21 protein-coding genes and 1 riboswitch are annotated in these 22,652 nt (G+C 67.2%); of the genes, 19 read left to right on the plus strand and 2 right to left on the minus strand.

From position 1 onward, the window contains the following. Nucleotides 1–93: 93 nt before the first annotated feature. The 5 genes from hpnJ to AB3X99_RS03450 all read left to right on the plus strand — a co-directional run bounded on the left by hpnJ (nucleotide 94) and on the right by AB3X99_RS03450 (nucleotide 5,240). A complete protein-coding gene (gene hpnJ, locus AB3X99_RS03430; protein ID WP_342945568.1) occupies nucleotides 94–1,515 on the plus strand; it encodes a hopanoid biosynthesis associated radical SAM protein HpnJ in 1,422 nt (473 codons plus the stop codon). Continuing rightward, a complete protein-coding gene (gene hpnK / locus AB3X99_RS03435; protein WP_069267922.1) occupies nucleotides 1,515–2,414 on the plus strand; it encodes a hopanoid biosynthesis-associated protein HpnK in 900 nt (299 codons plus the stop codon). Before hpnJ ends, hpnK begins: the two co-directional genes overlap by 1 nt. Further along, on the plus strand, nucleotides 2,411–3,499 hold the full coding sequence (locus AB3X99_RS03440) for a lysylphosphatidylglycerol synthase domain-containing protein (RefSeq protein WP_368616117.1): 1,089 nt from the start codon (nucleotides 2,411–2,413) through the stop codon (nucleotides 3,497–3,499). Before hpnK ends, AB3X99_RS03440 begins: the two co-directional genes overlap by 4 nt. Nucleotides 3,500–3,577: 78 nt before the next feature. Beyond that, complete coding sequence (locus AB3X99_RS03445; protein ID WP_028204757.1) at nucleotides 3,578–4,159, plus strand: hypothetical protein; 582 nt, start codon at nucleotides 3,578–3,580, stop codon at nucleotides 4,157–4,159. 43 nt (nucleotides 4,160–4,202) lie between these two features. Then, entirely contained in the window at nucleotides 4,203–5,240 is a 1,038-nt protein-coding gene (locus AB3X99_RS03450) for a patatin-like phospholipase family protein (protein WP_069267920.1), read from the plus strand. A 73-nt stretch (nucleotides 5,241–5,313) separates the two neighbouring features. Here AB3X99_RS03450 and AB3X99_RS03455 read toward each other — a convergent pair whose 3' ends face one another. Further along, nucleotides 5,314–5,937 carry a histidine phosphatase family protein gene (locus AB3X99_RS03455; RefSeq protein WP_368616118.1) on the minus strand — a complete coding sequence of 208 codons (624 nt, stop codon included), beginning with the start codon at nucleotides 5,935–5,937 and terminating at the stop codon, nucleotides 5,314–5,316. Nucleotides 5,938–5,981: 44 nt separating this feature from the next. After that, a riboswitch (cobalamin riboswitch) is annotated at nucleotides 5,982–6,127 on the plus strand. Nucleotides 6,128–6,166: 39 nt separating this feature from the next. On the opposite strand from AB3X99_RS03455, the gene AB3X99_RS03460 reads away from it, so the two are divergent. From AB3X99_RS03460 to AB3X99_RS03525, 14 genes are all read left to right on the plus strand, one after another. Next, nucleotides 6,167–6,385 carry a CbtB domain-containing protein gene (locus tag AB3X99_RS03460; protein ID WP_069267918.1) on the plus strand — a complete coding sequence of 73 codons (219 nt, stop codon included), beginning with the start codon at nucleotides 6,167–6,169 and terminating at the stop codon, nucleotides 6,383–6,385. A gap of 13 nt (nucleotides 6,386–6,398) precedes the next feature. Next, entirely contained in the window at nucleotides 6,399–7,151 is a 753-nt protein-coding gene (locus AB3X99_RS03465; protein ID WP_368616119.1) for a CbtA family protein, read from the plus strand. Nucleotides 7,152–7,469: 318 nt separating this feature from the next. Beyond that, nucleotides 7,470–8,159 (plus strand): ABC transporter permease, encoded by a 690-nt coding sequence (locus AB3X99_RS03470; protein WP_028204762.1) that lies wholly within the window; start codon nucleotides 7,470–7,472, stop codon nucleotides 8,157–8,159. Between the two features lie 13 nt (nucleotides 8,160–8,172). Beyond that, nucleotides 8,173–8,886, plus strand: coding sequence for an ABC transporter permease (locus AB3X99_RS03475; protein ID WP_069267915.1), 714 nt, complete (start codon nucleotides 8,173–8,175; stop codon nucleotides 8,884–8,886). A 23-nt stretch (nucleotides 8,887–8,909) separates the two neighbouring features. Then, on the plus strand, nucleotides 8,910–9,698 hold the full coding sequence (locus tag AB3X99_RS03480; protein WP_141710848.1) for an ABC transporter ATP-binding protein: 789 nt from the start codon (nucleotides 8,910–8,912) through the stop codon (nucleotides 9,696–9,698). Nucleotides 9,699–9,854: 156 nt separating this feature from the next. After that, nucleotides 9,855–10,826: a GlxA family transcriptional regulator gene (locus tag AB3X99_RS03485; protein WP_368606966.1), complete on the plus strand. Its 972-nt coding sequence runs from the start codon at nucleotides 9,855–9,857 to the stop codon at nucleotides 10,824–10,826. Between the two features lie 229 nt (nucleotides 10,827–11,055). Continuing rightward, entirely contained in the window at nucleotides 11,056–12,273 is a 1,218-nt protein-coding gene (locus AB3X99_RS03490; RefSeq protein ID WP_342945573.1) for an aspartate aminotransferase family protein, read from the plus strand. 52 nt (nucleotides 12,274–12,325) lie between these two features. Further along, entirely contained in the window at nucleotides 12,326–13,405 is a 1,080-nt protein-coding gene (gene aruF, locus AB3X99_RS03495; RefSeq protein ID WP_368616120.1) for an arginine/ornithine succinyltransferase subunit alpha, read from the plus strand. Then, complete coding sequence (astA, locus tag AB3X99_RS03500; protein ID WP_368606961.1) at nucleotides 13,402–14,436, plus strand: arginine N-succinyltransferase; 1,035 nt, start codon at nucleotides 13,402–13,404, stop codon at nucleotides 14,434–14,436. Before aruF ends, astA begins: the two co-directional genes overlap by 4 nt. 2 nt (nucleotides 14,437–14,438) lie before the next feature. Next, the gene (gene astD / locus AB3X99_RS03505; protein WP_368616121.1) at nucleotides 14,439–15,902 is read left to right on the plus strand and encodes a succinylglutamate-semialdehyde dehydrogenase; all 1,464 of its coding nucleotides are present in this window, start codon (nucleotides 14,439–14,441) and stop codon (nucleotides 15,900–15,902) included. 9 nt (nucleotides 15,903–15,911) lie between these two features. Further along, complete coding sequence (gene astB / locus AB3X99_RS03510) at nucleotides 15,912–17,252, plus strand: N-succinylarginine dihydrolase (RefSeq protein ID WP_368616122.1); 1,341 nt, start codon at nucleotides 15,912–15,914, stop codon at nucleotides 17,250–17,252. Continuing rightward, nucleotides 17,236–18,297 carry a succinylglutamate desuccinylase gene (astE, locus tag AB3X99_RS03515; protein WP_368616123.1) on the plus strand — a complete coding sequence of 354 codons (1,062 nt, stop codon included), beginning with the start codon at nucleotides 17,236–17,238 and terminating at the stop codon, nucleotides 18,295–18,297. The genes astB and astE overlap by 17 nt, the downstream gene beginning before the upstream one ends. Before the next feature lie 330 nt (nucleotides 18,298–18,627). Further along, nucleotides 18,628–19,428, plus strand: coding sequence for an ABC transporter substrate-binding protein (locus AB3X99_RS03520; protein WP_368616124.1), 801 nt, complete (start codon nucleotides 18,628–18,630; stop codon nucleotides 19,426–19,428). A 354-nt stretch (nucleotides 19,429–19,782) separates the two neighbouring features. Further along, nucleotides 19,783–21,138, plus strand: coding sequence for an EAL and HDOD domain-containing protein (locus AB3X99_RS03525; RefSeq protein WP_368616262.1), 1,356 nt, complete (start codon nucleotides 19,783–19,785; stop codon nucleotides 21,136–21,138). Nucleotides 21,139–21,198: 60 nt separating this feature from the next. Here AB3X99_RS03525 and AB3X99_RS03530 read toward each other — a convergent pair whose 3' ends face one another. Further along, nucleotides 21,199–22,641, minus strand: a complete 1,443-nt coding sequence (locus AB3X99_RS03530) for an HDOD domain-containing protein (RefSeq protein ID WP_342945998.1) — start codon at nucleotides 22,639–22,641, stop codon at nucleotides 21,199–21,201. Nucleotides 22,642–22,652: the final 11 nt, after the last annotated feature.

Genomic DNA, 22,652 nt, shown 5'->3' on the forward strand with positions numbered 1-22,652 from the left:
GCTTTGATACCGCGCTGTGGTAGCGCGCTTTTTTACCGAATTGTCACCTCAATCATCACCCGGCACAGTACGGGTACCCGGAGCACTCATCGCATGAAAACGCTGTTTCTGCAGGCCCCGTCGTATGACGGCTTCGACGGTGGCGCGGGCTCGCGCTACCAGGCAAAGCGCGAGATCCGCTCGTTCTGGTATCCCACCTGGCTCGCGCAGCCCGCGGCCCTCGTGCCCGACAGCCGCGTGCTCGACGCACCGGCCGACGGTCTGGGCGTGGAAGAAACGCTGAAGATTGCAGCCGCATACGACCTCGTCATCATCCACACGAGCACGCCGTCGTTCCCGACCGACGCGCTCTTCTGCGAAGACCTCAAGAAGCGCAAGCCGTCGATCGTCATCGGTCTGGTGGGCGCGAAGGTGCAGGTCGATCCGCACAATTCGCTCACGGCGAGCGAGGCGATCGATTTCGTCTGCCGCGAGGAATTCGACTTCACCTGCAAGGAAATCGCCGAAGGCATGCCGCTGGCCGAGGTCAAGGGCATTTCGTGGCGCGCGAAGGACGGCTCGATCGAGCACAACCCGGGGCGTCCGGTGCTGGAAGACATGGACTCGCTGCCGTTCGTCGCGCCGATCTACAAGCGCGACCTGAAGATCGAGAATTACTTCATCGGCTACCTGAACTACCCGTACGTGTCGATCTACACGGGCCGGGGCTGCAAGTCGCGCTGCACGTTCTGCCTGTGGCCGCAGACCGTGAGCGGCCACGTCTACCGCACGCGTTCGGTCGAGAACGTGCTCGAGGAAGCGAAGTGGATCCGCGAGAACATGCCGGAAGTCAAGGAGCTCATGTTCGACGACGACACCTTCACCGACGACCTGCCGCGCGCCGAAGCGATCGCCATCGGTCTGGGCAAGCTCGGCATGACGTGGTCGTGCAACGCGAAGGCGAACGTGCCGTACAAGACGCTCAAGATCATGAAGGAAAACGGCCTGCGTCTGTTGCTCGTGGGCTTCGAATCGGGCGATGACCAGATTCTCGTGAACATCAAGAAGGGCGTGCGCACGGACTTCGCGCGCCGCTTCAGCGCCGACTGCAAGACGCTCGGCATCAAGGTGCACGGCACCTTCATTCTGGGGCTGCCGGGCGAGACGCAGGACACGATCAAGAAGACGATCGAGTACGCGAAGGAAATCAATCCGCATACGATTCAGGTGTCGCTGGCGGCGCCCTATCCGGGCACGACGCTGTACAAGCAGGCCGTGGAAAACGGCTGGATGGAAGAGAACAAGACCATCAACCTGGTGAGCAAGGAAGGCGTGCAACTGGCGGCGATCGGCTATTCACATCTGTCGCGCGACGAGATCTATCACCACCTCGAACAGTTCTATCGCCAGTTCTATTTCCGGCCGTCGAAGATCTGGGAGATCGTGCGCGAGATGCTCACGAGCTGGGACATGATGAAGCGGCGTCTGCGCGAAGGCGTGGAGTTCTTCCGCTTCCTGCGCGCACACGAGGCATGATGGACCGCTCGTCTCACGATGCGCGCGCGCTCATCTTCACCGCCGACGACTTCGGCCTGCACGAGCGGGTCAATGCGGCGGTGGAGCGCGCGCATCGCGAGGGCGTGCTCGACTGCGCGAGCCTGATGGTGGCCGCGCCCGCCGCGGCGGACGCCGTGGCACGGGCGCGCCGCACGCCGGGTTTGCGCGTCGGGCTGCATCTGGTGCTGGCGGACGGTGCGGCCATGCTGCCGCGCGCGCAGATTCCCGCACTCGTCGACGCGCAAGGGCGTTTCGGCGACAACATGGTCCGCGACGGCGTGCGCTTCTTCTTCCTGCCGCACGTGCGCAGGCAGCTCGCGAAGGAGATCCGCGCGCAGTTCGAAGCGTTCGCGGCGACCGGGCTCGCGCTCGATCACGTGAACACGCACAAGCATTTTCATCTGCATCCCACGGTGCTCGCGTTGATTCTCGAGATCGGCCGCGACTATGGTTTGCGCGCGATGCGTTTGCCGCTCGAGGCGGGCGCGCCGTTCGCGCTCAAGCCCTGGCTCGCGCTCGTGCGCGCGCGGCTCGCGCGTGCGGGCGTCGCGCACAACGACTACGTGGTCGGCATCGCGAAGACGGGCGCAATGGACGAGGCCGCCGTGCTCGACGCGCTCGCGCATCTGCCCGCGCAGGGCGTAGGCGAGATCTACTGCCACCCGGCGCTCGCCGATGATGCGCACGAAGGGCCCATCACGCCGTCGATGCAGACGTATCGCCACGCCGACGAATTCGGCGCGCTCATTTCGCCTCGCGTGGCTGCAGCGCTCGCGCAAGCGGGCGTGCGCCGGGGCGGCTTCACCGACGTGTTTTTCGGCGCGGCTTCGGGCTCCGATCCCGCTGCGTCGCGCGGCCCCGAGGTGCAGGTGTCATGAAGTGGCTGCAATGGCTGGGCTTGCCCGCCGGGATCGCCATCCTGATCGGTCTCGTCGTCCATAACGGCGCGCACGATGTGCTGCGCGTGATCGGCACCGCAGGCCCCATGCTGCTCTGGCTCGTGCCGTTCCACGCGCTGCCGCTCCTGCTCGACGCGCATGCGTGGCGCCTCCTGCTCGACAAGCGCGCACCGCTGAGCTTCCTCTGGTGGACCGCGACCGTACGCGAGGCAGTGAACCGGCTGCTGCCCGTGGTCGGCGTGGGCGGCGAACTCGTCGGCATTCGTCTCGCGCGCTGGAAGGTGCGCAATGCGAGCGAGGTCACGGCTTCGGTGATCGTCGAGGTGTTCGTGACGATTGCCGTGCAATACGCGTTCTCGGCGCTCGGCGTCGTGCTGATCGTTGCGGCGACCGGCGCCGGCGGCTCGCTGCGCACCATCGCCACGATCGCACTGGCGCTCGTGCTCACGGCGCCGCTGCCCGTGCTCGCCGTGTTGCTGGTGCGTCGCGGCGGCGTTTTCCATGCGATCGAACGCTGGGCCGCGAAGCTGCTCGGCGCCGACAATCCGCTCATGCTCGGCATCGACGGCAAGCAGCTCGACGCCGATCTCGACGCGCTGATGTCGCGCACGGGCCTCATGTTTCGCGCTTTCTTCTGGCAGCTCGCCGGCTACATGCTCGGCGCGTTCGAGACTTGGTGGGCGCTCGCGCTGCTCGGCCATCCGGTGACGGTGGGCGATGCACTCGCCATCGAAGCCATCACCCAGGCCGTGCGTCATGCCGCCTTCATGGTGCCCGCCGGGCTCGGCGTGCAGGAAGTCGCCGTGGTGCTGCTCGCGCAGCTGTTTGGCGTGAGCCAGGACGTGGCGTTCTCGCTCGCGCTCGTCAAGCGCATGCGCGAAGTGGTGTTCGGCGTGCTCGCGCTGCTCTCGTGGCAGGCTGCGGAAATCGTTCGCACGCGTCGCACCATGCGCCACGGCGCGCAGGCGGCCGCGCAGACTGCTGACGCGCTGCCCGCCGCGGCGAGCGTGTCCGCACGCGCGCCGACCCCGAAGCGGGACTCGCAGCACGATCAGGTCCATTGACGGTACATTGTGGGCATGTCGATGCGCGCCGGATCGGCGCGCGTAGACGCAAGCCCATGTTGATGCGTTAGCAAGGACATGAAGCCCACGTTTTCACTCACGCGTTCGCTCGCGCTCGCGTGCGCCGCCACGGCGGCGTTCACGCTTTCCGGCTGCGACGATCGCCAGTTCGATGCCATGCTCGATACCATCCGGCAGGGATTCAAGGCGTTCTTCGATTCCGTGAAGCCCGACGCGCTGCTGCTCAAGGGCCTCACGCCAGGCGTTTCCACGCTCGAGCAGGTGCGCGAGCAAATGGGCAAGCCCGAGACCGAGCGCGTGTTCGACGACGGCTCGCGCCGCCTCGAATATCCGCGCGGCCCGCAGGGCCTCAAGACCTGGATGGTCGACATCGGTCCGAACGGGCGGCTCGTGGCCATTACTCAGGCGCTTACTGCGGAAAACTTCGCGAAGATCCGCGTCGGCATGAGTGAGGACGAGGTCCGGCGATTGCTCGGTAAACCCGGGCAAGTGGCCGGCTACCGCTTGAAGAAGGAGACGGTGTGGAGCTGGAAGTGGCTGGAAGGGGGCGTGACGCCCGAAGCGTATTTCAATGTGCATTTCGGACCGGACGGGCGGGTCACGACGACCTCGCGCTCGGACGTGATCCGCGGTCGCTGACTGCGTTGACTCAGTCGACCCAGGGCCACGCAAGGAGGCGCGCATGATGAACCGGCGACGGCCCAAGCGTGTCGGACTCGTGCTCGGCGGTGGCGCTGCGCGCGGCTGGGCGCATATCGGCGCGATTCGCGCGCTCGAGGAAGCGGGCATCAAGCCCGACGTGGTATGCGGTACGTCGATTGGCGCGCTCGTCGGCGCGGTGTACGCGAACGGCGATCTCGACTGGCTTGAAGACTGGGTAGGCAAGCTGACCTGGCAGACAGTGGTGCGCCTGCTCGACTTGCGTTTTTCGGGCGGGCTGCTCGGCGGGCGCAAAGTGATCGACCTGTTTGCGCACCAGTTCAACGGCCGCTCGATCGATGACCTGAGGCTGCCGTTCACGGCGGTTGCTACCGAACTCGACACGGGACGCGAAGTCTGGCTGCGCGAAGGCGGCGTGGTGGACGCCGTGCGCGCTTCGATCGCGATTCCCGGCATCTTCACGCCGATCTGGCATGACGGCGTGTGGCTCGTGGATGGCGGACTGAGCAACCCCGTGCCGGTATCCGCCGCGCGTGCGATGCGCGCCGACACCGTGATCGCCATCGACCTCAATCACGACATTCTCAACGGCCGCGACCTGGGCGGTGCGATCGACACGATGCCGCGCGAGCTGCCCGTGGAGGCGAGCGACGCGGCCACGGCGGCATCGGCCGCCGTGGCGGCCAGCGGCGGCGCCAATGGTGCCGAAAACAGCGAAGCGGGGCCCGAACCGCTCCTGCGCCGCAATGGCAAGCGCTTTCCGCGCTGGCTGCAGCCTGCAGGCCCCGGCGCGGCTGGCGGTCCGGACGTGCGCGTGGCGCCGCCGCCTAGCACGCGTGCGCCTTCCGTGTTGAGTTCGGTGGCCCAGAGCATCGACATCATGCAGGTGCGCATTACGCGCAGCCGCCTGGCAGGCGAGCCCGCCGACGTGCTGATCCAGCCGCGCCTGGGCGGCATGGGGATTTTCGACTTTCATCGCGCCGCGCCCGCCATCGAGGAAGGGCGCGCAGCCGTGCAGTACATGATGCCGGCCATCAAGGCACAGCTGGGGCTGGACTAGAGCGCTTCTGGCTACCGATCCAGAATGCCGGCGACGGCGAGGGCAGGGCGGTAGCGCCGTTCCGGTCCTCACTTCACGCCGCGAGCCAAACCCAGCCGTGCTCTGTGCGGCGTAGGGCCGTCACGGAAAGCGGCGCGATTTCGATCGAGCGAAACCCCGCCGACGGCGCGCCCAGCGCGTGAAGAATCGCCGCCCGGATCACGCTCGCGTGCGTGAAGGCGACCACGTTGTGCCCCGAGTCGGGCACCGCATCGAGCCAGGCGCCGACGCGCGTGCGGACATCGTCGAACGATTCGCCGCCGCCTGGCGGCCGAAAGCCCGGATCGCGCGTCCAGGCCGCAAGGGCCTCGGGCGCTTCACGCGCGAGATCCGTCAGGCGCTGGCCTTGCCATGCACCGAAGGCGGCTTCGGCGAGCGCTTCAGCTGGCGTTGCCCCGGCGAAGCCTGCCGCGCGTGCGCTCGCGCAGGCGATCGCGGCGGGACTCGTGAGCGCGCGCGGCGCCTCGCCATTGCGATTACCACCGGCCAGCCCCGCGTGCCAGCGCTCGCGCCAGGCGGCAAGCGCCTCGAGTGCGCGCGCGTCGAGCGCTGCTTCGGCGTCTTCACCCGCAACAGGCACTTCAGGCACGTGCGGGAACGTGCCCGAGCGCAGCGCAGCGTTCGCCGCATGGCTCACCAGCCAGACTGTCGTCGACATGCTTTTCCTTATGCTTCACTACTCTTTGGCTGACATCCGGGCCGCGGCCGGCCGCCGCAGCGCGTAGAATACAGGCTCCACGACACGCGGAAGCCGGTGCAAGTCCGGCGCGGTCGCGCCACTGTAACTGCTTGCCGTCGAAAACATCGAAGCAACGGAAGTCAGACCTGCGCGTCGTGAACCACTCTTTCAACGACTAGCGGGGCGCGTAACCCCAGGAGAAGTCAGCATGTCCGAAACCTCATTCCCCTTGCAGCACGCCCCGGCCGCGCCGGCGCCCATTGCGCTGCGAGACATCCTGCCCTGGGCGATCTTCGGCGGCCTGATGCTGCTGCTGGCCCTGTACTTCGTGGGCGCCGAGCAGGGCGCCACGTCGATCTTCCCGGGCATGTACGTCCACGAGTTCGTTCACGACGGCCGCCATCTGCTCGGCTTCCCCTGCCACTGACCGGGAGCTGACCATGGTTGGCAAGTTGCTGGTGCGCGGCATGCTCGCAGGCATCGCCGCGGGACTTCTCACGTTCGGCTTCGCGAAGATCGCGGGCGAGCCCCAAATCGATCAGGCGATCTCCTTCGAGGAGAAGGCCGACGCCGCGAAGGGCGAAGCGCCCGAGCCCGAAATCGTCAGCCGCAAGACCCAGGCGAGCGTCGGTCTCTTCACGGGCGTGATGGTCTATGGCGCGTCGATCGGCGGACTCTTTGCGCTCGTCTTCGCGTATGCCAATGGTCGCGTGGGGCGTCTTTCGCCGCGCGCGCTCTCGGCCTGGCTCGCGCTCGCGGCGTTCGTCGCGATCTACCTGGTGCCGAACATCAAGTATCCGGCGAATCCGCCCTCGGTCGGCGACCCGGAGACGATCGGCTATCGCACCGGGCTCTTTTTCCTGATGATCGCGATCTCGATCGCCGTGTCGGTGTTCTCGCTCAAGGTGCGCGCCGCGTTCGTGCCGCGCCTTGGCCTCTGGAACGCTTCGGTCGTGGCGCTCGTGCTGTTCGTCGTCGTGATCGGCGCGATCCAGCTCGCGTTGCCGACGATCAACGAAGTGCCCGCCGCGTTCCCGGCCGTGCTGCTGTGGAAGTTCCGCACGGTGTCGATCGGCATGCAGTTCATTCTCTGGACGACGATCGGTCTGCTGTTCGGCGCGCTCGCCGAAAAGCTGCTCGGCGTGAACGCCCGTACCGGCAGCGCACGCGGCACGCAAACGCGCGCCGCATAAGCTCCGCCGGGGCCGCAGTGCGCACATCGCGCGCCTATCGAAAAAGCGACCCCAAACTTGCGTAAATGCCCCGCGCGCCTCGCGTGCCGGGGCATTTTTTTTCGCCTTTCAAAAGCATCGCGCCCGCGGCTGTGCGGGCCTGATCCGCACGCGCCGACGCGTCGCGCGGCAATGCTGCACTGCAATATCCGCGCCGCACGAGTTTGAGCAATCCATTTTGCACTGAGACGATCCGCGCCAGTTCATCGGTTTCAGCGGCGCCCACGTGCCGCGCGAGGCCGCCCGAAACGACAAAACAACTTTGTTCCGGAGACGCGCGTGATCCTTTACGGCTTTGGCCCGGTGCTGCTCGCCGGCACGATCCAGACCATCGAACTTTCGCTCCTCTCGCTCGGCGTGGCCGTGCTGCTCGGTCTGGCTGGCGCGGCGGCCAAGCTCTCGTTCAACCGGCCGCTCGCCGCCGTGGCGACCGCCTACACGACGCTGATCCGCTCGGTGCCCGACCTCGTGCTGATGCTGCTGCTCTTCTACAGCATCCAGATCGGCGTGAACGAAGCCACCGACGCGCTCGGCATGGCGCAGATCGATATCGATCCGTTCGTGGCCGGCGTCGTCACGCTCGGCTTCATTTACGGCGCGTACTTCACCGAAACGTTCCGCGGCGCGTTTCTCGCGGTGCCGCGCGGCCAGCTCGAAGCGGGGCACGCCTACGGCATGAGCGGCGCGCGCGTGTTCGCCCGCATCCTCTTCCCGCAGATGATGCGTTTCGCGCTGCCCGGCATCGGCAACAACTGGCAGGTGCTCGTGAAGGCAACGGCGCTCGTGTCGATCATCGGTCTCGCCGATGTCGTGAAGGCCGCCCAGGACGCGGGCCGCAGCACCTTCAACCTGTTCTTCTTCCTCGTGATCGCGGCGCTCATCTACCTCGCGATCACCACGCTCTCGAACTTCGCGCTCGTCTGGCTCGAACGCCGCTATTCGGTGGGCGTGCGTCACGCGCAACTGTGAGGACAAGGCCGTCATGAACGAAATCATCCAGCAATTCGGCCGCGCGTTCCTCTACTGGGACGGCGAGCATGTCTCGGGCCTCGCGATGACGCTGTGGCTGCTCGTGATCTCCGTGGCCTTCGGGTTCGTGTGCGCGGTGCCGCTCGCCGTGGCGCGCGTCTCGAGCCGCCGCTGGCTCTCGCTGCCGGTGCGCTTCTACACCTACGTGTTTCGCGGCACGCCGCTCTACGTGCAGTTGCTGCTCATCTACACGGGCGTGTACAGTCTCGCATTCATCCGTTCGGAGCCGCTGCTCGACGCGTTCTTTCGCAGCGGCCTGAACTGCGCCGTGCTCGCGTTCGCGCTCAACACCTGTGCGTACACGACGGAGATCTTCGCGGGTGCGATTCGCGCGACCACCCACGGCGAAGTGGAAGCGGCTCGCGCCTACGGCATGAGCCCGTTCACGATGTACTGGCGCGTGATCCTGCCTTCGGCGCTGCGCCGCGCACTGCCGCTGTACAGTAACGAAGTGATCCTGATGCTGCACGCGACCACGGTGGCCTTCACCGCGACGGTGCCCGACATCCTCAAGGTCGCGCGCGACGCCAACTCGGCCACCTACCGCTCGTTCGAGTCGTTCGGCCTCGCGGCGCTGATCTACTGTGCGGTATCGTTCGTGCTGGTGGCCGCGTTCCGCCGCGCCGAAAAACGCTGGCTCGGCCATCTCGCCGTGCGCACCCGCTGATTCACCGGAAACTGGAGACCATCTTGGCTCAGACGCAATCCTCAGATAGCAAGCTCGTCGCGCGCGACATCCACAAGCGCTACGGCGACAACGAGGTGCTCAAGGGCGTCTCGCTCGACGCGAAGAAGGGCGACGTGATCAGCATCATCGGCGCGAGCGGCTCGGGCAAGAGCACCTTCCTGCGCTGCATCAATTTCCTCGAGAAGCCGAACGCGGGCGAGATCGTCGTGGACGGCGAGGCCGTGCGCACGAAGGCGGGCCGCAACGGCGACCTCGACGTGGCCGATCACAAGCAGTTGCAGCGCATCCGCACCAAGCTCGCGATGGTGTTCCAGCACTTCAACCTCTGGTCGCACATGAACGTGCTCGAGAACGTGATGGAAGCGCCTATCCACGTGCTGGGCGTGCCGCGCAAGGAAGCCGAGGACCGCGCGCGGCAGTATCTGGAGAAAGTGGGCCTCGCGCCCCGCGTGGAGAAGCAATATCCGTCGCATCTTTCGGGCGGCCAGCAGCAGCGCGTGGCGATTGCGCGCGCGCTCGCGATGCATCCCGACGTGATGCTGTTCGACGAACCGACTTCGGCGCTCGACCCCGAACTCGTGGGCGAAGTGCTCAAGGTGATGCAAAAGCTCGCCGAAGAGGGCCGCACGATGATCGTCGTCACCCACGAAATGGGCTTTGCGCGCAACGTCTCGAATCATGTGATGTTCCTGCACCAGGGGCGCACGGAGGAGGAGGGCGCGCCCGCCGATGTGCTCGGCGCGCCGAAGAGCGATCGCTTGCGTCAGTTCCTCTCCGGCAGTCTCAAGTAAGCGGCGCGTTCAGTCTCGCGCCGCGTCTTGCCGATGGTCCGTTCCGCCGCTCTTCCTCCCGCTTCAGTTCCGGCCGCCGCGCCCGGGGGCCAGGCGCCGCTCGCGCGCGCCGGCCGCACGACCCAGGTGGCGATCGTCGCGCTCCCGCCGGTTTCGATGTCGGGCGTGGGCCCGATCGTCGACGCGCTCAATCTCGCGAACGAGATCGACGGCCGCGCGCTGTACCGCTGGCAGATGTGCTCATGGAACGGCCGCCCTGTGCCGCTCGCGGGCGGCGCGCAGTGGCCCGCCGACTGCGCGTTCGGCGACGCCGTTTCGGCCGACTGGCTCATCGTCGTGACCGAGCGCTACCAGCAGTTCGCCGACTACCGGCTCTTTCTCGCGAGTCTCGCGCGCGTGGGGCAGCGCACGCCGCTCGTCACGGGCATTCACCATGGCATCTGGTGGCTCGCGATGGCGGGGCAGTTGCAGGGCTACCGCGTGGCCGCGAACTGGGAAACCTTCCAGCAGTTCGCCGAGCAGTTCGAGCGCACCATCGTCACGCAGCACATCTACGAAATCGACCGCGACCGCGCGACCTGCTCGGGCGGCCAGGCCACGCTCGACTTCATGCTCGCGATGATCGGCCGCGACCACGGCCCGGAACTCGCCGAGCGCATCGCCGACGCGCTGGGCGCGAGCACGCTGCGCAGCGGCGACGAGCGCCAGCGCATTCCGTTCGTGACCGCGCCCGGCGAGCGGCACCCGCGCCTGAACGACGCGCTCAAGCTGATGGAGGCGAATATCGAGGACCCGCTCACGACCGACGAGATCGCGAATCTCGTGGGTGTGTCGCGTCGTCAGCTCGAACGGCTCTTTCGCCAGTACCTCGGCGCGATGCCGTCGAAGTACTACCTGGGCCTGCGTCTTGCCAAGGCGCGCTCGCAGTTGCAGCGCACCAGCAAGTCGGTGGTGCAGATCAGTCTCGCGTGCGGGTTTTCGTCGGCTGCGCATTTTTCGAATGCGTATCGCGAGCGTTTCGGCGTGACGCCGCGCGAGGATCGCCGCAACTGGATCGAGCGCCAGCACGGCGGAGCCGCCGCCGAGCCGCGCGCGGGCGCGCTCGTGGAGCCCCCGGAAGTCCAGTGAAACTGGCCGCGGCGCAGCAAACGCGCGGACTTGCAGGTTCCGTACGAAAAAACGCGTCGCGCCTGCGCAAGACGTTTGCCGCGAGCTTGCCTACACTGCACAGGTGTCGACGGGACCTGGCGCTTGAGCGCTTGGTCCCGTCTCATGCAAAGCCAACTAAGCGAAAGGGCGCGGCCCGAACGCACACCGACCCCGAATTCGACACGCACTGAGTAATAGAGGAATCGCCATGAACGACCAGACTGTGAGCCGCAAGACCTTCGACGAAGTGATGGTGCCGTGTTTCTCGCCCGCGCCGTTCGTGCCGGATCGCGGTGTCGGCTCGCGCGTGTGGGATACCGAGGGCCGCGATTACATCGACTTCGCCTGCGGCATTGCCGTGACCTCGCTCGGCCACGCGCATCCGGAGCTGCTGCGCGTGCTGCAGGAGCAAGGCAGCAAGCTCTGGCACATCGGCAACGGCTACACCAACGAGCCGGTGCTGCGTCTCGCGCGCCAGCTCGAAGCGCTCACGTTCGCCGACCGCGCGTTTTTCGCGAACTCGGGCGCGGAGGCCAATGAGGCGGCGCTCAAGCTCGCACGCCGCGTGGCCTTCGATCGGCACGGCGCCGACAAGTTCGAGATCGTCTCGTTCACGCAGTCGTTCCACGGCCGCACGTTCTTCACCGTGAGCGTGGGCGGCCAGCCCAAGTATTCGGAAGGCTTTGGCCCCGTGCCGGGCGGCATCACGCATCTGCCGTACAACGACATCGAAGCGGCCACGCGCGCCATCGGCGCGCAGACCTGCGCCGTGATCGTCGAGCCGGTGCAGGGCGAGGGCGGTGTGATTCCCGCCGATCCCGCGTTCCTGCGCGCGCTGCGCGAGGCGTGCGATGCGCACGGCGCGCTGTTGATTTTCGACGAAGTGCAAACGGGCGTGGGCCGCACGGGCCACTTCTATGCCTACGAAGAGACGGGCGTCACGCCCGACATCCTCACGACGGCCAAGGCGCTCGGCAACGGCTTCCCGATTGGCGCGATGCTTACGACCGAAGCGATTGCCGCCCACTTCAAGGTGGGAGTGCACGGCACGACCTATGGCGGCAATCCGCTGGGCGCCGCGCTCGCGGGCAAGGTGGTCGAGCTCGTGAGCGATCCGGCGCTGCTGGCGGGCGTGCGTGCACGCGGCGAAGCGATTCGCGGCAAGCTCGCGAAACTCAACGAGCGTTTCGACATGTTCAAGGAAGTGCGCGGCAAGGGGCTCTTGATCGGCGCCGAACTGAATGCGCGCTTTGCGGGCCGCGCCAAGGACTTCAACGGGGCGGCCGCGAATCGCGGCGTGATGATGCTGATTGCCGGGCCGGACGTGCTGCGCTTCGCGCCCTCGCTCATCATTCCCGAAGCGGACCTCGACGAAGGCTTTGCGCGCTTCGAGCAGGCCTGCGCAGATGTGATCGGCGCACGCTAAGTCGCAACCCGTCGCAACCCAGCCGCAACCCAGCGCACACACAGGACCGACGATGCTATTCGTTCGCCCCGCCAGGCTTTCCGATCTCGACGCGATCGCCCACATGGCGCGTACCGCGCAGCCGGTGCTGCATTCGCTGCCGCACGACCGCGCGGCGCTCGAAGCGCGCATCGCGCTTTCCGAGGATTCATTTCGCGCGGACGTGGACTTCCCCGGTGAGGAGTTCTATCTGTTCGTGCTCGAAGACACCGCCACCGGGCGGCTCGTCGGCACCTCGAGCATCGTGGCGGCGGCCGGCTACGCCGAGCCGTTCTACGCGTTTCGCAACGACGCGCTCATTCATGCGTCGCGCGAGCTGCACGTGAACCGCAAGATTCACGCGCTCACGATGTCGCACGAACTCACGGGCAAGAGCCGCCTCGCGGGCTTCTACATCGAGCCGACGCTGCGCGGCGACGCGGCCGCGCATCTCATGTCGCGCGCACGCATGATGTACGTCGCGATGAACCGCCGGCGCTTCACGCCCGAAGTGTTCTCGCTGCTGCTCGGCGTGACCGACGAGACGGGCGCCTCGCCCTTTTGGGAAGCCGTGGGGCGCAAGTTCTTCGGGCGCGACTTCAAGGACATCGAACTGGCCTCGGGCGGACGCAGCCGCACCTTCATCGCCGAGGTCATGCCGGCTTATCCGCTCTATGTGCCGCTGCTGCCGGAGCCGGCGCAGCGTGTGCTCGGCGAGCCCGATCCGAGCGCCTTGCTCGCTTACGAGATCCATCTGGAAGAGGGCTTCGAGCCGGATCGTTACGTCGATATTTTCGATGCGGGCCCGGTGCTGACCGCGCAGGTGGACCGCACGGCCTCGGTCGCCGGCAACGAGACGCGCACGGTGCGTGAAGCGGCGGCCGCTACGAACCTGGAAGGCGCGGCGTATCTGGTCGCGAGCCAGCGCGCGGGCGAGTTCCGCTGCGTGCTCGCGACGCTGCCCGAAAGCGAGAAGGGCGCGGGCATCATCGCGCCGCTCGACGCGAGCGCGCGCGCCGTGCTCGGCGTGCAGGACGGCGAGCCGGTGCGCTGCGCGCCGCTGTATCGCGCCACCCCGCAAACTGAGGATGCTTATATGGGAGATGCACAATGATCGTGGTACGCGTCGTGCAAACGGGCGACGTGGACGCGCTCGTCGCGCTCGCCCAGGAAACGGGGCCCGGCCTCACCACCTTCAAGCCCGACCGCGAGGCGCTCAAGGCGCGCATCGAGCGCGCGCGGCGCACGCTCGCAGGCGAAGCCGCGCCGCGCGAAGCCGGCTACTTCTTCGTGATGGAAGACACGGCCACGGGCGACGTGGCCGGCGTTTGCGGCATCGAGACGGCCGTGGGCCTGGAGCAGCCGTTCTACAACTACCGCGTGAGCACGGTGGTGCACGCAAGCCAGGAGCTCGGCATCTGGACGCGCATGCGCGCGCTCAATATCTCGCACGATCTCACGGGCTACGCCGAGGTGTGCTCGCTCTTTCTTTCGCCGCGCTATCGCACGGGCGGGGTGGGCAGCCTGCTGTCGCGTTCGCGCTTCATGTTCATCGCGCAGTTTCGCGAGCGCTTTCCCGAGCGCCTGTGCGCGGAACTGCGCGGCCATTTCGACGCGCAAGGCACATCGCCGTTCTGGCGCGCGGTCGGTTCGCACTTCTATCAAATCGACTTCAACGCTGCCGATTACCTCAGCTCGCACGGGCGCAAGTCGTTCCTCGCGGAGCTGATGCCGCGTTACCCGGTGTACGTCGAGCTGCTGCCCGAGGAAGCACAGGCTTGCGTCGGTCTCACGCATGCCGACACGATTCCTGCGCGCCGCATGCTCGAAGCCGAGGGGCTGCGTTATGAAAACCACGTCGATATCTTCGACGCGGGCCCGGTGCTCGAATGCCATATCGTCGACTTGCGCACGGTGCGCGACAGCGTGGTCGTGCCGGTCGAGATCGGTGAGGCGCATGCCGAAGAGGGCGTGCGCTCACTGGTATCCAATACGTCGCTCGGCGATTTTCGCGTGGGTTTCGCGCCGGGCGTCGTGCACGACGGTGTGTTCACGCTGGGCGCCACGGAAGCGGCGGCGCTGAACGTCGCGGCGGGCGATCCGGTGCGCGTGCTCGGCCCCGCAACAAAGCAGAAACAGGGATGACCATGAACGAGCTTTACATCGATGGACAATGGTGCGCGGCCTCGGGCCCCGCGTTCGCTTCGCGCAACCCCGGCACGGGCGAGACCGTGTGGAGCGGCAATGCCGCGAGCGCCGACGACGTCGATCGCGCCGTGAACGCCGCGCGCCGCGCGTTCGCCGCGTGGGCGCAAACGCCGCTCGAAGCGCGCTGCGAGATCATGCAGCGCTTCGCCGCGCTCGTCACCGAAAAAAGGGAAACGCTCGCCCAGGCCATTGGCCGCGAGACCGGCAAGCCGCTCTGGGAAGCGCGCACCGAAGCGGCGTCGATGGCCGCGAAGGTTGCGATTTCGATCACCGCTTACGGCGAGCGCACCGGCGAGAAACGCGCGCCGATGGCCGATGGCGTTGCGGTGCTGCGTCATCGCCCGCATGGCGTCGTCGCCGTGTTCGGGCCGTACAACTTCCCGGGCCATTTGCCTAACGGGCATATCGTGCCGGCGCTGATCGCGGGCAACGCCGTCGTGTTCAAGCCATCGGAACTTGCTCCGGAAGTGGCACGCGTGACGGTCGAACTCTGGCGCGAAGCCGGCTTGCCCGCAGGCGTGCTCAACCTCGTGCAGGGCGAGCGCGACACCGGCATTGCGCTTGCGAATCACAAACAGATCGACGGGCTCTTCTTCACGGGCAGCTCGGATACGGGCACGCTGCTGCATCGCCAGTTCGGCGGACGGCCCGAGATCGTGCTCGCGCTGGAGATGGGCGGCAACAATCCGCTCGTCGTCGCGCCGGTCGACGATATCGACGCCGCCGTGCATCACGCGATCCAGTCGGCTTTTCTTTCGGCGGGGCAGCGCTGCACGTGCGCGCGCCGCATTCTCGTACCCGCTGACGCATTCGGCGAGCGCTTCCTCGCGCGCTTCGTCGAAGTCAGTTCGCGCATCACGGTGGGTGAGTACGACGCCGAGCCGCAGCCCTTCATGGGCGCCGTGATTTCGGCGCGCGCGGCGGCCAGGCTGATGGGTGCACAGGCGCAACTGCTCGAGCGCGGCGCACGCGCCTTGCTGCCGATGACACAGCGCGACCCGGCGCTCGGCTTCGTGACGCCCGCGATTCTCGACGTGACAGGCGTCGCCGATCTGCCCGACGAGGAGCACTTCGGGCCGCTCGCGCAGGTGACCCGCTACGCGGGTTTCGACGACGCCATCGCGCAGGCCAACAATACGGCGTACGGCCTCTCGGCGGGTCTGCTCGCCGACGACGAAGCGCTGTGGCAGCGCTTCACGCGCGAGATCCGCGCGGGGGTGGTGAACTGGAACCGGCCGACCAACGGTGCGTCGAGCGGCGCGCCGTTCGGCGGCGCGGGCCGCTCGGGCAACCACCGCCCGAGCGCGTACTACGCCGCCGACTACTGCGCCTACCCGATGGCCTCGGTGGAAAGCGCGCAATTGCAGATGCCCGCGAGCGTTTCGCCGGGTCTTCACTTCTAAGGAACGACGATGCAAACCCTTGAAGCCAACTTCGACGGACTCGTCGGCCCTACGCACAACTACGCCGGGCTGTCGTTCGGCAACGTCGCCTCGCAGAGTAACGAGAAGTCCGTCGCGAACCCGCGCGCCGCGGCGCAGCAGGGCTTGCGCAAGATGAAGCGGCTCGCCGACCTCGGCTTCGCACAAGGCGTGCTGCCGCCGCAGGAGCGGCCGTCCATGCGGCTGCTGCGCGAGCTGGGCTTCGGCGGTAAGGATGCCGAAGCGATCGCGCGCGCCGCGAAGGACGCGCCCGAACTGCTCGCGGCGGCAAGCTCCGCGTCGGCGATGTGGACCGCGAATGCGGCCACGGTGAGCCCTTCGGCGGATACGCCCAACCGGCGCGTGCACTTCACGCCCGCGAACCTGTGCAGCAAGCTGCATCGGGCGATCGAGCACGAGTCCACGCGCCGCACGCTTTCCACGGTGTTCGCGGACCCGTCGCACTTCGTCGTGCACGAGGCGCTGCCCGGCACGCCCGCGCTCGGCGACGAAGGCGCGGCCAACCATACGCGTTTTAGCGCACAGTACGGCAAGCGCGGCGTGGAGTTCTTCGTGTACGGGCGCAGCGAATACCGCCGCGGACCGGAGCCCAAGCGCTTCCCGGCGCGGCAGACGTTCGAGGCGAGCCGCGCCATCGCGCAGCGCCACGGCCTGACCGATGCCGGCACGGTGTTCGCGCAGCAGAATCCGGACGTGATCGACGCAGGCGTGTTCCATAACGACGTGATCGCTGTGGGCAACCGCAGCACGCTGTTTTGCCATGAGCGCGCGTTCGTCGACCAGCAGGCGGTCTACGACGAACTGCGCACGAAGCTCGCGGCGCACGACGCGCCGTTCCACGTGATCGAAGTGCCCGAGGCGCGCGTGAGTGTAGGCGACGCCGTGTCGTCCTATCTCTTCAACAGCCAGTTGCTGAGCCGCGCGGACGGCACGCAGATTCTCGTCGTGCCGCAGGAGTGCCGCGAGAATCCGCACGTGGCGATCTATCTCGACGAACTGGTCGCGAGCAGCGGACCGGTGGACGAAGTGCTCGTGTTCGACCTGCGCGAGAGCATGAAGAACGGCGGCGGCCCGGCGTGCCTGCGTTTGCGCGTGGTGCTCAGCGCGCAAGAGCGCGCGGCGACGGCGCCCGGCGTGTGGATGAACGACGCGCTCTTCACGCGCCTCGACGGCTGGATCGAGCGGCACTATCGCGACCGGCTCGCGCCGCAGGACCTGACCGATCCGGCGCTGCTCGTCGAGTCGCGCACGGCGCTCGACGAACTCACGCAGATTCTCGGCCTCGGATCGCTCTATGACTTCCAGCGCTGATACCCCGCTTGCGGATTTTCTCGCGTACACGCTTGCGGGCTCGCGCCCGGCCACGCCGCAAGCCGCGCGTGGCGAATGCGCGGGCGGCGTGCGCTGGCAATGGCTCGACGAGGGCGTGGTGGAGCTGGAGCCGGCACACATCGACGAGACGACGCGCAGCGTGCTGCTTTCGGCAGGCGTACACGGCGACGAAACGGCGCCGATCGAACTGCTCTCGCAGCTCGTGGCCGACATCGCGGCGGGCCGCTCGCCGCTCGCCTGCCGCGTGCTCGCGGTGCTCGGCAATGCCGGCGCGATGCGCGCGGGCGAGCGTTATCTCGACGACGATCTCAACCGCCTGTTCGGCGGCCGCCATGCGCGTGTGCCGGCGAGCCGCGAGGCGCCGCGCGCCGTGGCGCTCGAAGCGGCGGCGCAGCGTTTCTTCGCGAAGGCCGCGAGTTCTGCCGCTGCGCCCTTCGCGCGCTGGCACCTCGACATGCATACGGCGATCCGCGCTTCGGCGTTCGAGCAGTTCGCGCTGCTGCCGCACACCGGCGAGCCGCCCGCGCGCGCGATGCTCGAATGGCTCGCCGACGCGCGCATCGCAGCCGTGCTGATCCACACCGAGAAGGGCGCGACCTTGTCGTCGTTTACGGCCGAGACGTGTGGCGCGCTCGCCTGCACGCTCGAACTGGGCAAGGTGCGTCCGTTCGGCCAGAACGACCTGGCTCGCTTCGCAGGCGTCGATGCCGCCGTGCGCCGTCTCGTGGCGGGGGAATTGTCGTTGCCGAAGGGCGCGCAGATGCCGCGCATCTTCACGGTGATCGGCCAGATCACGAAGCAGAGCGCGGCCCTCAAGCTCAACGTGGCCGCCGACGTGCCGAACTTCACGCCGTTCGCGCGCGGCGAGGTGCTGGCGGAAGACGGTGCCTACCGCTACGTGGTGCAGCACGACGAGGAGCGCATCGTGTTTCCGAATCCGGGCGTGAAGCCGGGCTTGCGCGCGGGCCTGCTCGTCGTCGATACGACCCGCGAGACGCTCGCCGCGCTCGCCGCGCTCGCCTGAGCGCTAGCCGCGAGCGCACGCGCTGTCACGCGCTTGCGCATCCACGACACCCACTTGCATGTTCGAACGCACTGCGTGGTCGCTCTGCCGCGCGCGGGCGCGCCTTGCGCCGCTTGCCGCCCGCGCGGCGGGGCGCCGGCGCCGTCGCGGTACAATCGCGCCCTCGCGGTTGTTGCGGCGCACCACACACGGTGCGCGCGATTGAGCCGTGTTTTTGGTGCAGCGATCCTGTGCCGGCGCCGGCAAGCCGTTTTTTAGCCGCGAATCCAACCATGAAGCTGCAAGAACGGGTTTCGCCGACGCACCCAATCTGACTGGAAAGAGACACTGATGAAGACGAACTGGAACAAGCTGGCAACGCTCGCATTCTGCGCGGGCGCCATGACGGCAGGCGCGGCAGGGGCCGCACACGCCGCCGATATCAAGGAAGTCCGCTTTGGCGTGGAGGCGTCGTACGCGCCGTTCGAATCGAAGTCGCCCGCGGGCGAACTGCAGGGCTTCGATATCGACGTGGGCAATGCCGTCTGCGCGAAGCTCAAGGCAAAGTGCGTGTGGGTGGAAAACTCGTTCGACGGCCTGATTCCGGCGCTGCAGGCGCGCAAGTTCGCCGCGATCAATTCCGACATGTCGATCACGGACCAGCGCCGCCAGGCCATCGACTTCACCGACCCGATCTACGCAATCCCGAACCAGATGATCGCGAAGAAGGGCAGCACGCTGCAGCCCACGCCCGAGTCGCTCAAGGGCAAGCACGTGGGCGTGCTCCAGGGCACGATCCAGGAGACCTACGCGAAAGCGAAGTGGGCGCCCGCGGGCGTCGACGTCGTGCCGTACCCGACGCAGGACCAGATCTACGCGGATCTCGTTTCGGGCCGCCTCGACGCCTCGTTTCTGGACGCCGAAGCCGCTTCCAAGGGCTTCCTGAACAAGCCGCAGGGCGCGGCTTTCGCGTTCGCGGGCCCGCAGGTCGTTGATGCGAAGCTGCTCGGCGAGGGCGTGGGCTACGGTGTGCGCAAGAACGACGCAGCGCTCAAGGCAGCGCTGAACGGTGCGCTCAAGGACCTGAAAGCGGACGGCACGATCGACCGCATCGCGGCGAGGTATTTCGACGTGAAGGTCGTGCTCAAGTAATCGACCAGTACCGCCGATAGACCGACTGGCTGGACGAAATCCAGCCGGTCGGTTTTTTTCGCGTCTTTGCTTCGGATTGCGTATCAAATCGTTCGTGCGTCGAGCGGCAACGCGGTGCAAGCGACGCGTGTGGCACTGCAAAAACTGCAAAAAAATCCCGCGGATTGCGCAGAACTTCATTTCCGCGCCTTACTTGCCAGGATAAAATCGAGCCAAGAAAGTGCCGCGTCGGGTGCGCGATCTGTGCCAGGCGCAAACGGTTGCGGCATGCCAAGAAACAAGACCAGGGCGCCGCCATGCGCGCGGCGCCGCGCGGGGGACCCCATGAGCTTGAACGCCGCAGACCGGCCGCAGATGTCGGAAGTCGCGGGCAGCACGCAGGCGCCGGAACAAGCCGGCCCGCCCATCGACGTGTATTTCGCGCGCCAGCCGATGCTCGACCGGGAGGGGCTCCTCTGTGCGTTCGAGACGTCGCCGCGCCTCGTGGACCGGCGCGAAAGCGCCGAAATCGCACAAGAGGCCGAAGCGGCCGCCAAAGACCAGGCCTCGAGCCTGCCGCCCAAGCCTTCCGCCACGAGCACCGCGCTCCTCAAAAGCTTCGCCGCACCCGCCTTGCGCGCCTCGCTCGCGGGCCATCCCGCGTGGCTCGACATGACTCGCGACGCGCTTTTTCACGACAGTCTGCAGCGCGTGAGCCCCGAGCGCGTCATGCTCGAGTTGCCCGTGGACATCGGCGCGGATGCGGATCTGATCGCGCGGCTCGTCGAACTGCACCGCCGCCGCTACCGCTTCGCGCTCGACCATGTGTCGAAGGCGGACGAGTCGCTCGCGAAACTGCTGCCGTATGTGGACGCCATCAAGATCGATATCCGCGAGATCGCGCCCGCGGTGCTGCCGAAGTTCGCGAGCGTGATGAAGGCGGCGGGCAAGCTTCTCGTGGCCATGGGCGTCGAGACCCAGGCCGACTATCAGCGCGCGCACGAGCTCGGTTTCGACCGCTTCCAGGGCTACTTCTTCGCGAAACCGCACGGTGGCGCGCGCCGCTCGAGCGCGCCGCGCCAGGCGCTGCTGAACCTGCTGCATCTGCTCGCGGCCGAGCCCACCGTCGCGCAGCTCGAAGCGGAGCTGAAGCTCAACCCCGTGCTCGTGATGCATCTGATGCGGCTTGCCAACTCGGGCAGCATGAACATCGGCCGCAAGGTGACGACGCTGCGCGAGGCGATCAATGCGACCGGCACCAACGCGATCGCGCGCTGGACGCAGATGCTGCTCTACGCGGACGGCCGCAAGATCGCCGCCGAAGACGACCCGCTGCTGCAACTCGTGGCCACGCGCGCGCGCTTCATGGAGATCGCGGTGACGCAACTTGCCAAGGCACATCTCGAAGAGGAAGACGCGGCGTTCCTCGTGGGGGTGTTCTCGTTCGTCGAGGCGGTGTTCGGCGGTCCGCTCGAAAGCACGCTCGAAGTGCTCACGCTGGCCAAGCCGATCCGCACGGCGATCGTGAAGCGTGAAGGCGCGCTCGGGCGGCTGCTCGAACTTTCCGAGGCGCTGGAGCGTGCGGACTGGGCCCGTGTGGACGCGCTGTGCGCGGAACTCGAGCCGCTCGACGCCGCAACCGTCGCGGCGATCTCGCTCACGGCCGCGGAATGGGCAGGCACGTCCGGCCGCGATGCGGAAGACGAGGGGCTGGAGCGGATCGAGGATTGAGCGGGCGGGGCGGTGCCGCAAAGCGATGCGGCGCCGCGCGCAGTCGTGACTCAGTCGGAGTCAGGCGGTTAGCGGTACGTGGGTGAAGAAGCGCGCGAGCTGCTGCGCGAGATCGTTCAGCGCGCTCATCTCTTTCTGTGAAATGCGGCGTGGCTCCTGGGTCACGAGCCAGTCGCCGTACATCAGCGCCACGGGCTCGACGCCAGGCGCGCCCACGGGCAGCAGGACGAACGCGCGCGCGTCGTCGAAGCTCGAGCGATACCACCCGGGCAGGCGCGCGAGTATCTTCGCATCGCGCGCATTCTCGATGAAAATGCCGACCTTGTTCGCGATGGCGAGGTGAAACACGTCGGGCTGGAACGCGGCGGAAAACGCGAGCTTGGGCAGCACGTCGCCCATGTGCGGGCCGAAGCCGTGCTGCGCCTCGAACATGTTCGCCCCGCGTCGCACGAATACCACGCTGCGGGCAAAACCCAGGCCCGCGAGCACGGTTTCGGTCGCGAGCGTGAGGGCGGTGCTCAGCGCGCTGTCCGCCGGCAATGCGCGCAGGTCCTCGACGCCGGCCGCAATGCGCGCCTCGGGATCGAGCGCTTCGCGAGCGATGGCGTCGGCATTGGCGCGCAATTCGACGATCTCGCGCATAACGCCGTCTTCGGCTTCTTCGCGCGCAAGCGCAAGGCTCATCTGCACGAGCACGTCGGCATCGGTCGAGAGCGCGCGGCCGTAGTGCTGCGCGAGTTCGGCGATATGCGTCTCGCGCATCTCTTCCGAGAGGCCCTGCGTGGTCAGCACGCGCGCGACTTCCGTCGAATAGTTGGTGATGGCGCGCAGCCACTGCACGTCGCGCGGTTCCTTGTCGGCCGGGTCGTACTGGCGCATGCCCGCACGGATCGTGTCGGGCAGGCGCCAGCGCGTGGCGGCTTCGAGGCCGAGCTCTTCGAAGGTCACGCCGAGCACTTCGAGGCAGGCCTCGTCGTCGCTCGCGCCTTCGTCGATCTCGCGGCGGATCTGGTCCCACTCGGGCTCGAGATAGAACACCACGAGCAGCTTGCCCACCTGGCGCATGAGCGTGCAGACCACGGCCTCTTCGCCCGCGCGCAGGTCGCCGTGCTCGGTGAGCTTGCGTGCGACGCAGCCCGAGAGCATGGTGCGGTTCAGTTCGAGCTTGGCGTCGATGCGACGCGGCGCGCTGTGGTGAAAGTGATCGACGATCTTCAGGCCGACGACGAGATGGCCGACCGCGTCCATGCCGAGGACCATCAGCGCGCGCGTGACGGTCGTGATGTTGCCGCCGAACGCCATGTACATGGCCGAATTCGCGAGACGCAGCACCTTCTGCGTGAGCGCGAAATCCGAGAGCACGACCTTCACGAGCGCGCTGAAATCGTAATCGTCGTTGGTCATCGCCGCGACTGTGGTACGCAGCGATTGCGACAGCAAGGGGAAGTCCCCGCGTTCATTCATGCGGGCCCACAAGCGGTCTAGCAGGACGGCCTTTACCATCTGAACCATGT

Source organism: Paraburkholderia sp. BR10882, from assembly GCF_040948855.1.
Classification (GTDB): domain Bacteria; phylum Pseudomonadota; class Gammaproteobacteria; order Burkholderiales; family Burkholderiaceae; genus Paraburkholderia; species Paraburkholderia nodosa_A.

What these genes read in the sequence shown, in the direction of transcription:
- AB3X99_RS03460 (WP_069267918.1), top strand. Translation starts at nt 6,167, where the DNA reads ATGTCCGAAACCTCATTCCCCTTGCAGCACGCCCCGGCCGCGCCGGCG.
- astD (WP_368616121.1), top strand. Translation starts at nt 14,439, where the DNA reads ATGAACGAGCTTTACATCGATGGACAATGGTGCGCGGCCTCGGGCCCC.
- astE (WP_368616123.1), top strand. Translation starts at nt 17,236, where the DNA reads ATGACTTCCAGCGCTGATACCCCGCTTGCGGATTTTCTCGCGTACACG.
- AB3X99_RS03475 (WP_069267915.1), top strand. Translation starts at nt 8,173, where the DNA reads ATGAACGAAATCATCCAGCAATTCGGCCGCGCGTTCCTCTACTGGGAC.
- aruF (WP_368616120.1), top strand. Translation starts at nt 12,326, where the DNA reads ATGCTATTCGTTCGCCCCGCCAGGCTTTCCGATCTCGACGCGATCGCC.
- AB3X99_RS03440 (WP_368616117.1), top strand. Translation starts at nt 2,411, where the DNA reads ATGAAGTGGCTGCAATGGCTGGGCTTGCCCGCCGGGATCGCCATCCTG.
- AB3X99_RS03445 (WP_028204757.1), top strand. Translation starts at nt 3,578, where the DNA reads ATGAAGCCCACGTTTTCACTCACGCGTTCGCTCGCGCTCGCGTGCGCC.
- AB3X99_RS03465 (WP_368616119.1), top strand. Translation starts at nt 6,399, where the DNA reads ATGGTTGGCAAGTTGCTGGTGCGCGGCATGCTCGCAGGCATCGCCGCG.
- AB3X99_RS03485 (WP_368606966.1), top strand. Translation starts at nt 9,855, where the DNA reads ATGTCGGGCGTGGGCCCGATCGTCGACGCGCTCAATCTCGCGAACGAG.
- AB3X99_RS03530 (WP_342945998.1), bottom strand. Translation starts at nt 22,641, where the DNA reads ATGGTAAAGGCCGTCCTGCTAGACCGCTTGTGGGCCCGCATGAATGAA.
- AB3X99_RS03520 (WP_368616124.1), top strand. Translation starts at nt 18,628, where the DNA reads ATGAAGACGAACTGGAACAAGCTGGCAACGCTCGCATTCTGCGCGGGC.
- AB3X99_RS03455 (WP_368616118.1), bottom strand. Translation starts at nt 5,937, where the DNA reads ATGTCGACGACAGTCTGGCTGGTGAGCCATGCGGCGAACGCTGCGCTG.
- AB3X99_RS03525 (WP_368616262.1), top strand. Translation starts at nt 19,783, where the DNA reads ATGTCGGAAGTCGCGGGCAGCACGCAGGCGCCGGAACAAGCCGGCCCG.
- AB3X99_RS03490 (WP_342945573.1), top strand. Translation starts at nt 11,056, where the DNA reads ATGAACGACCAGACTGTGAGCCGCAAGACCTTCGACGAAGTGATGGTG.
- hpnK (WP_069267922.1), top strand. Translation starts at nt 1,515, where the DNA reads ATGGACCGCTCGTCTCACGATGCGCGCGCGCTCATCTTCACCGCCGAC.
- hpnJ (WP_342945568.1), top strand. Translation starts at nt 94, where the DNA reads ATGAAAACGCTGTTTCTGCAGGCCCCGTCGTATGACGGCTTCGACGGT.
- AB3X99_RS03450 (WP_069267920.1), top strand. Translation starts at nt 4,203, where the DNA reads ATGATGAACCGGCGACGGCCCAAGCGTGTCGGACTCGTGCTCGGCGGT.
- astB (WP_368616122.1), top strand. Translation starts at nt 15,912, where the DNA reads ATGCAAACCCTTGAAGCCAACTTCGACGGACTCGTCGGCCCTACGCAC.
- astA (WP_368606961.1), top strand. Translation starts at nt 13,402, where the DNA reads ATGATCGTGGTACGCGTCGTGCAAACGGGCGACGTGGACGCGCTCGTC.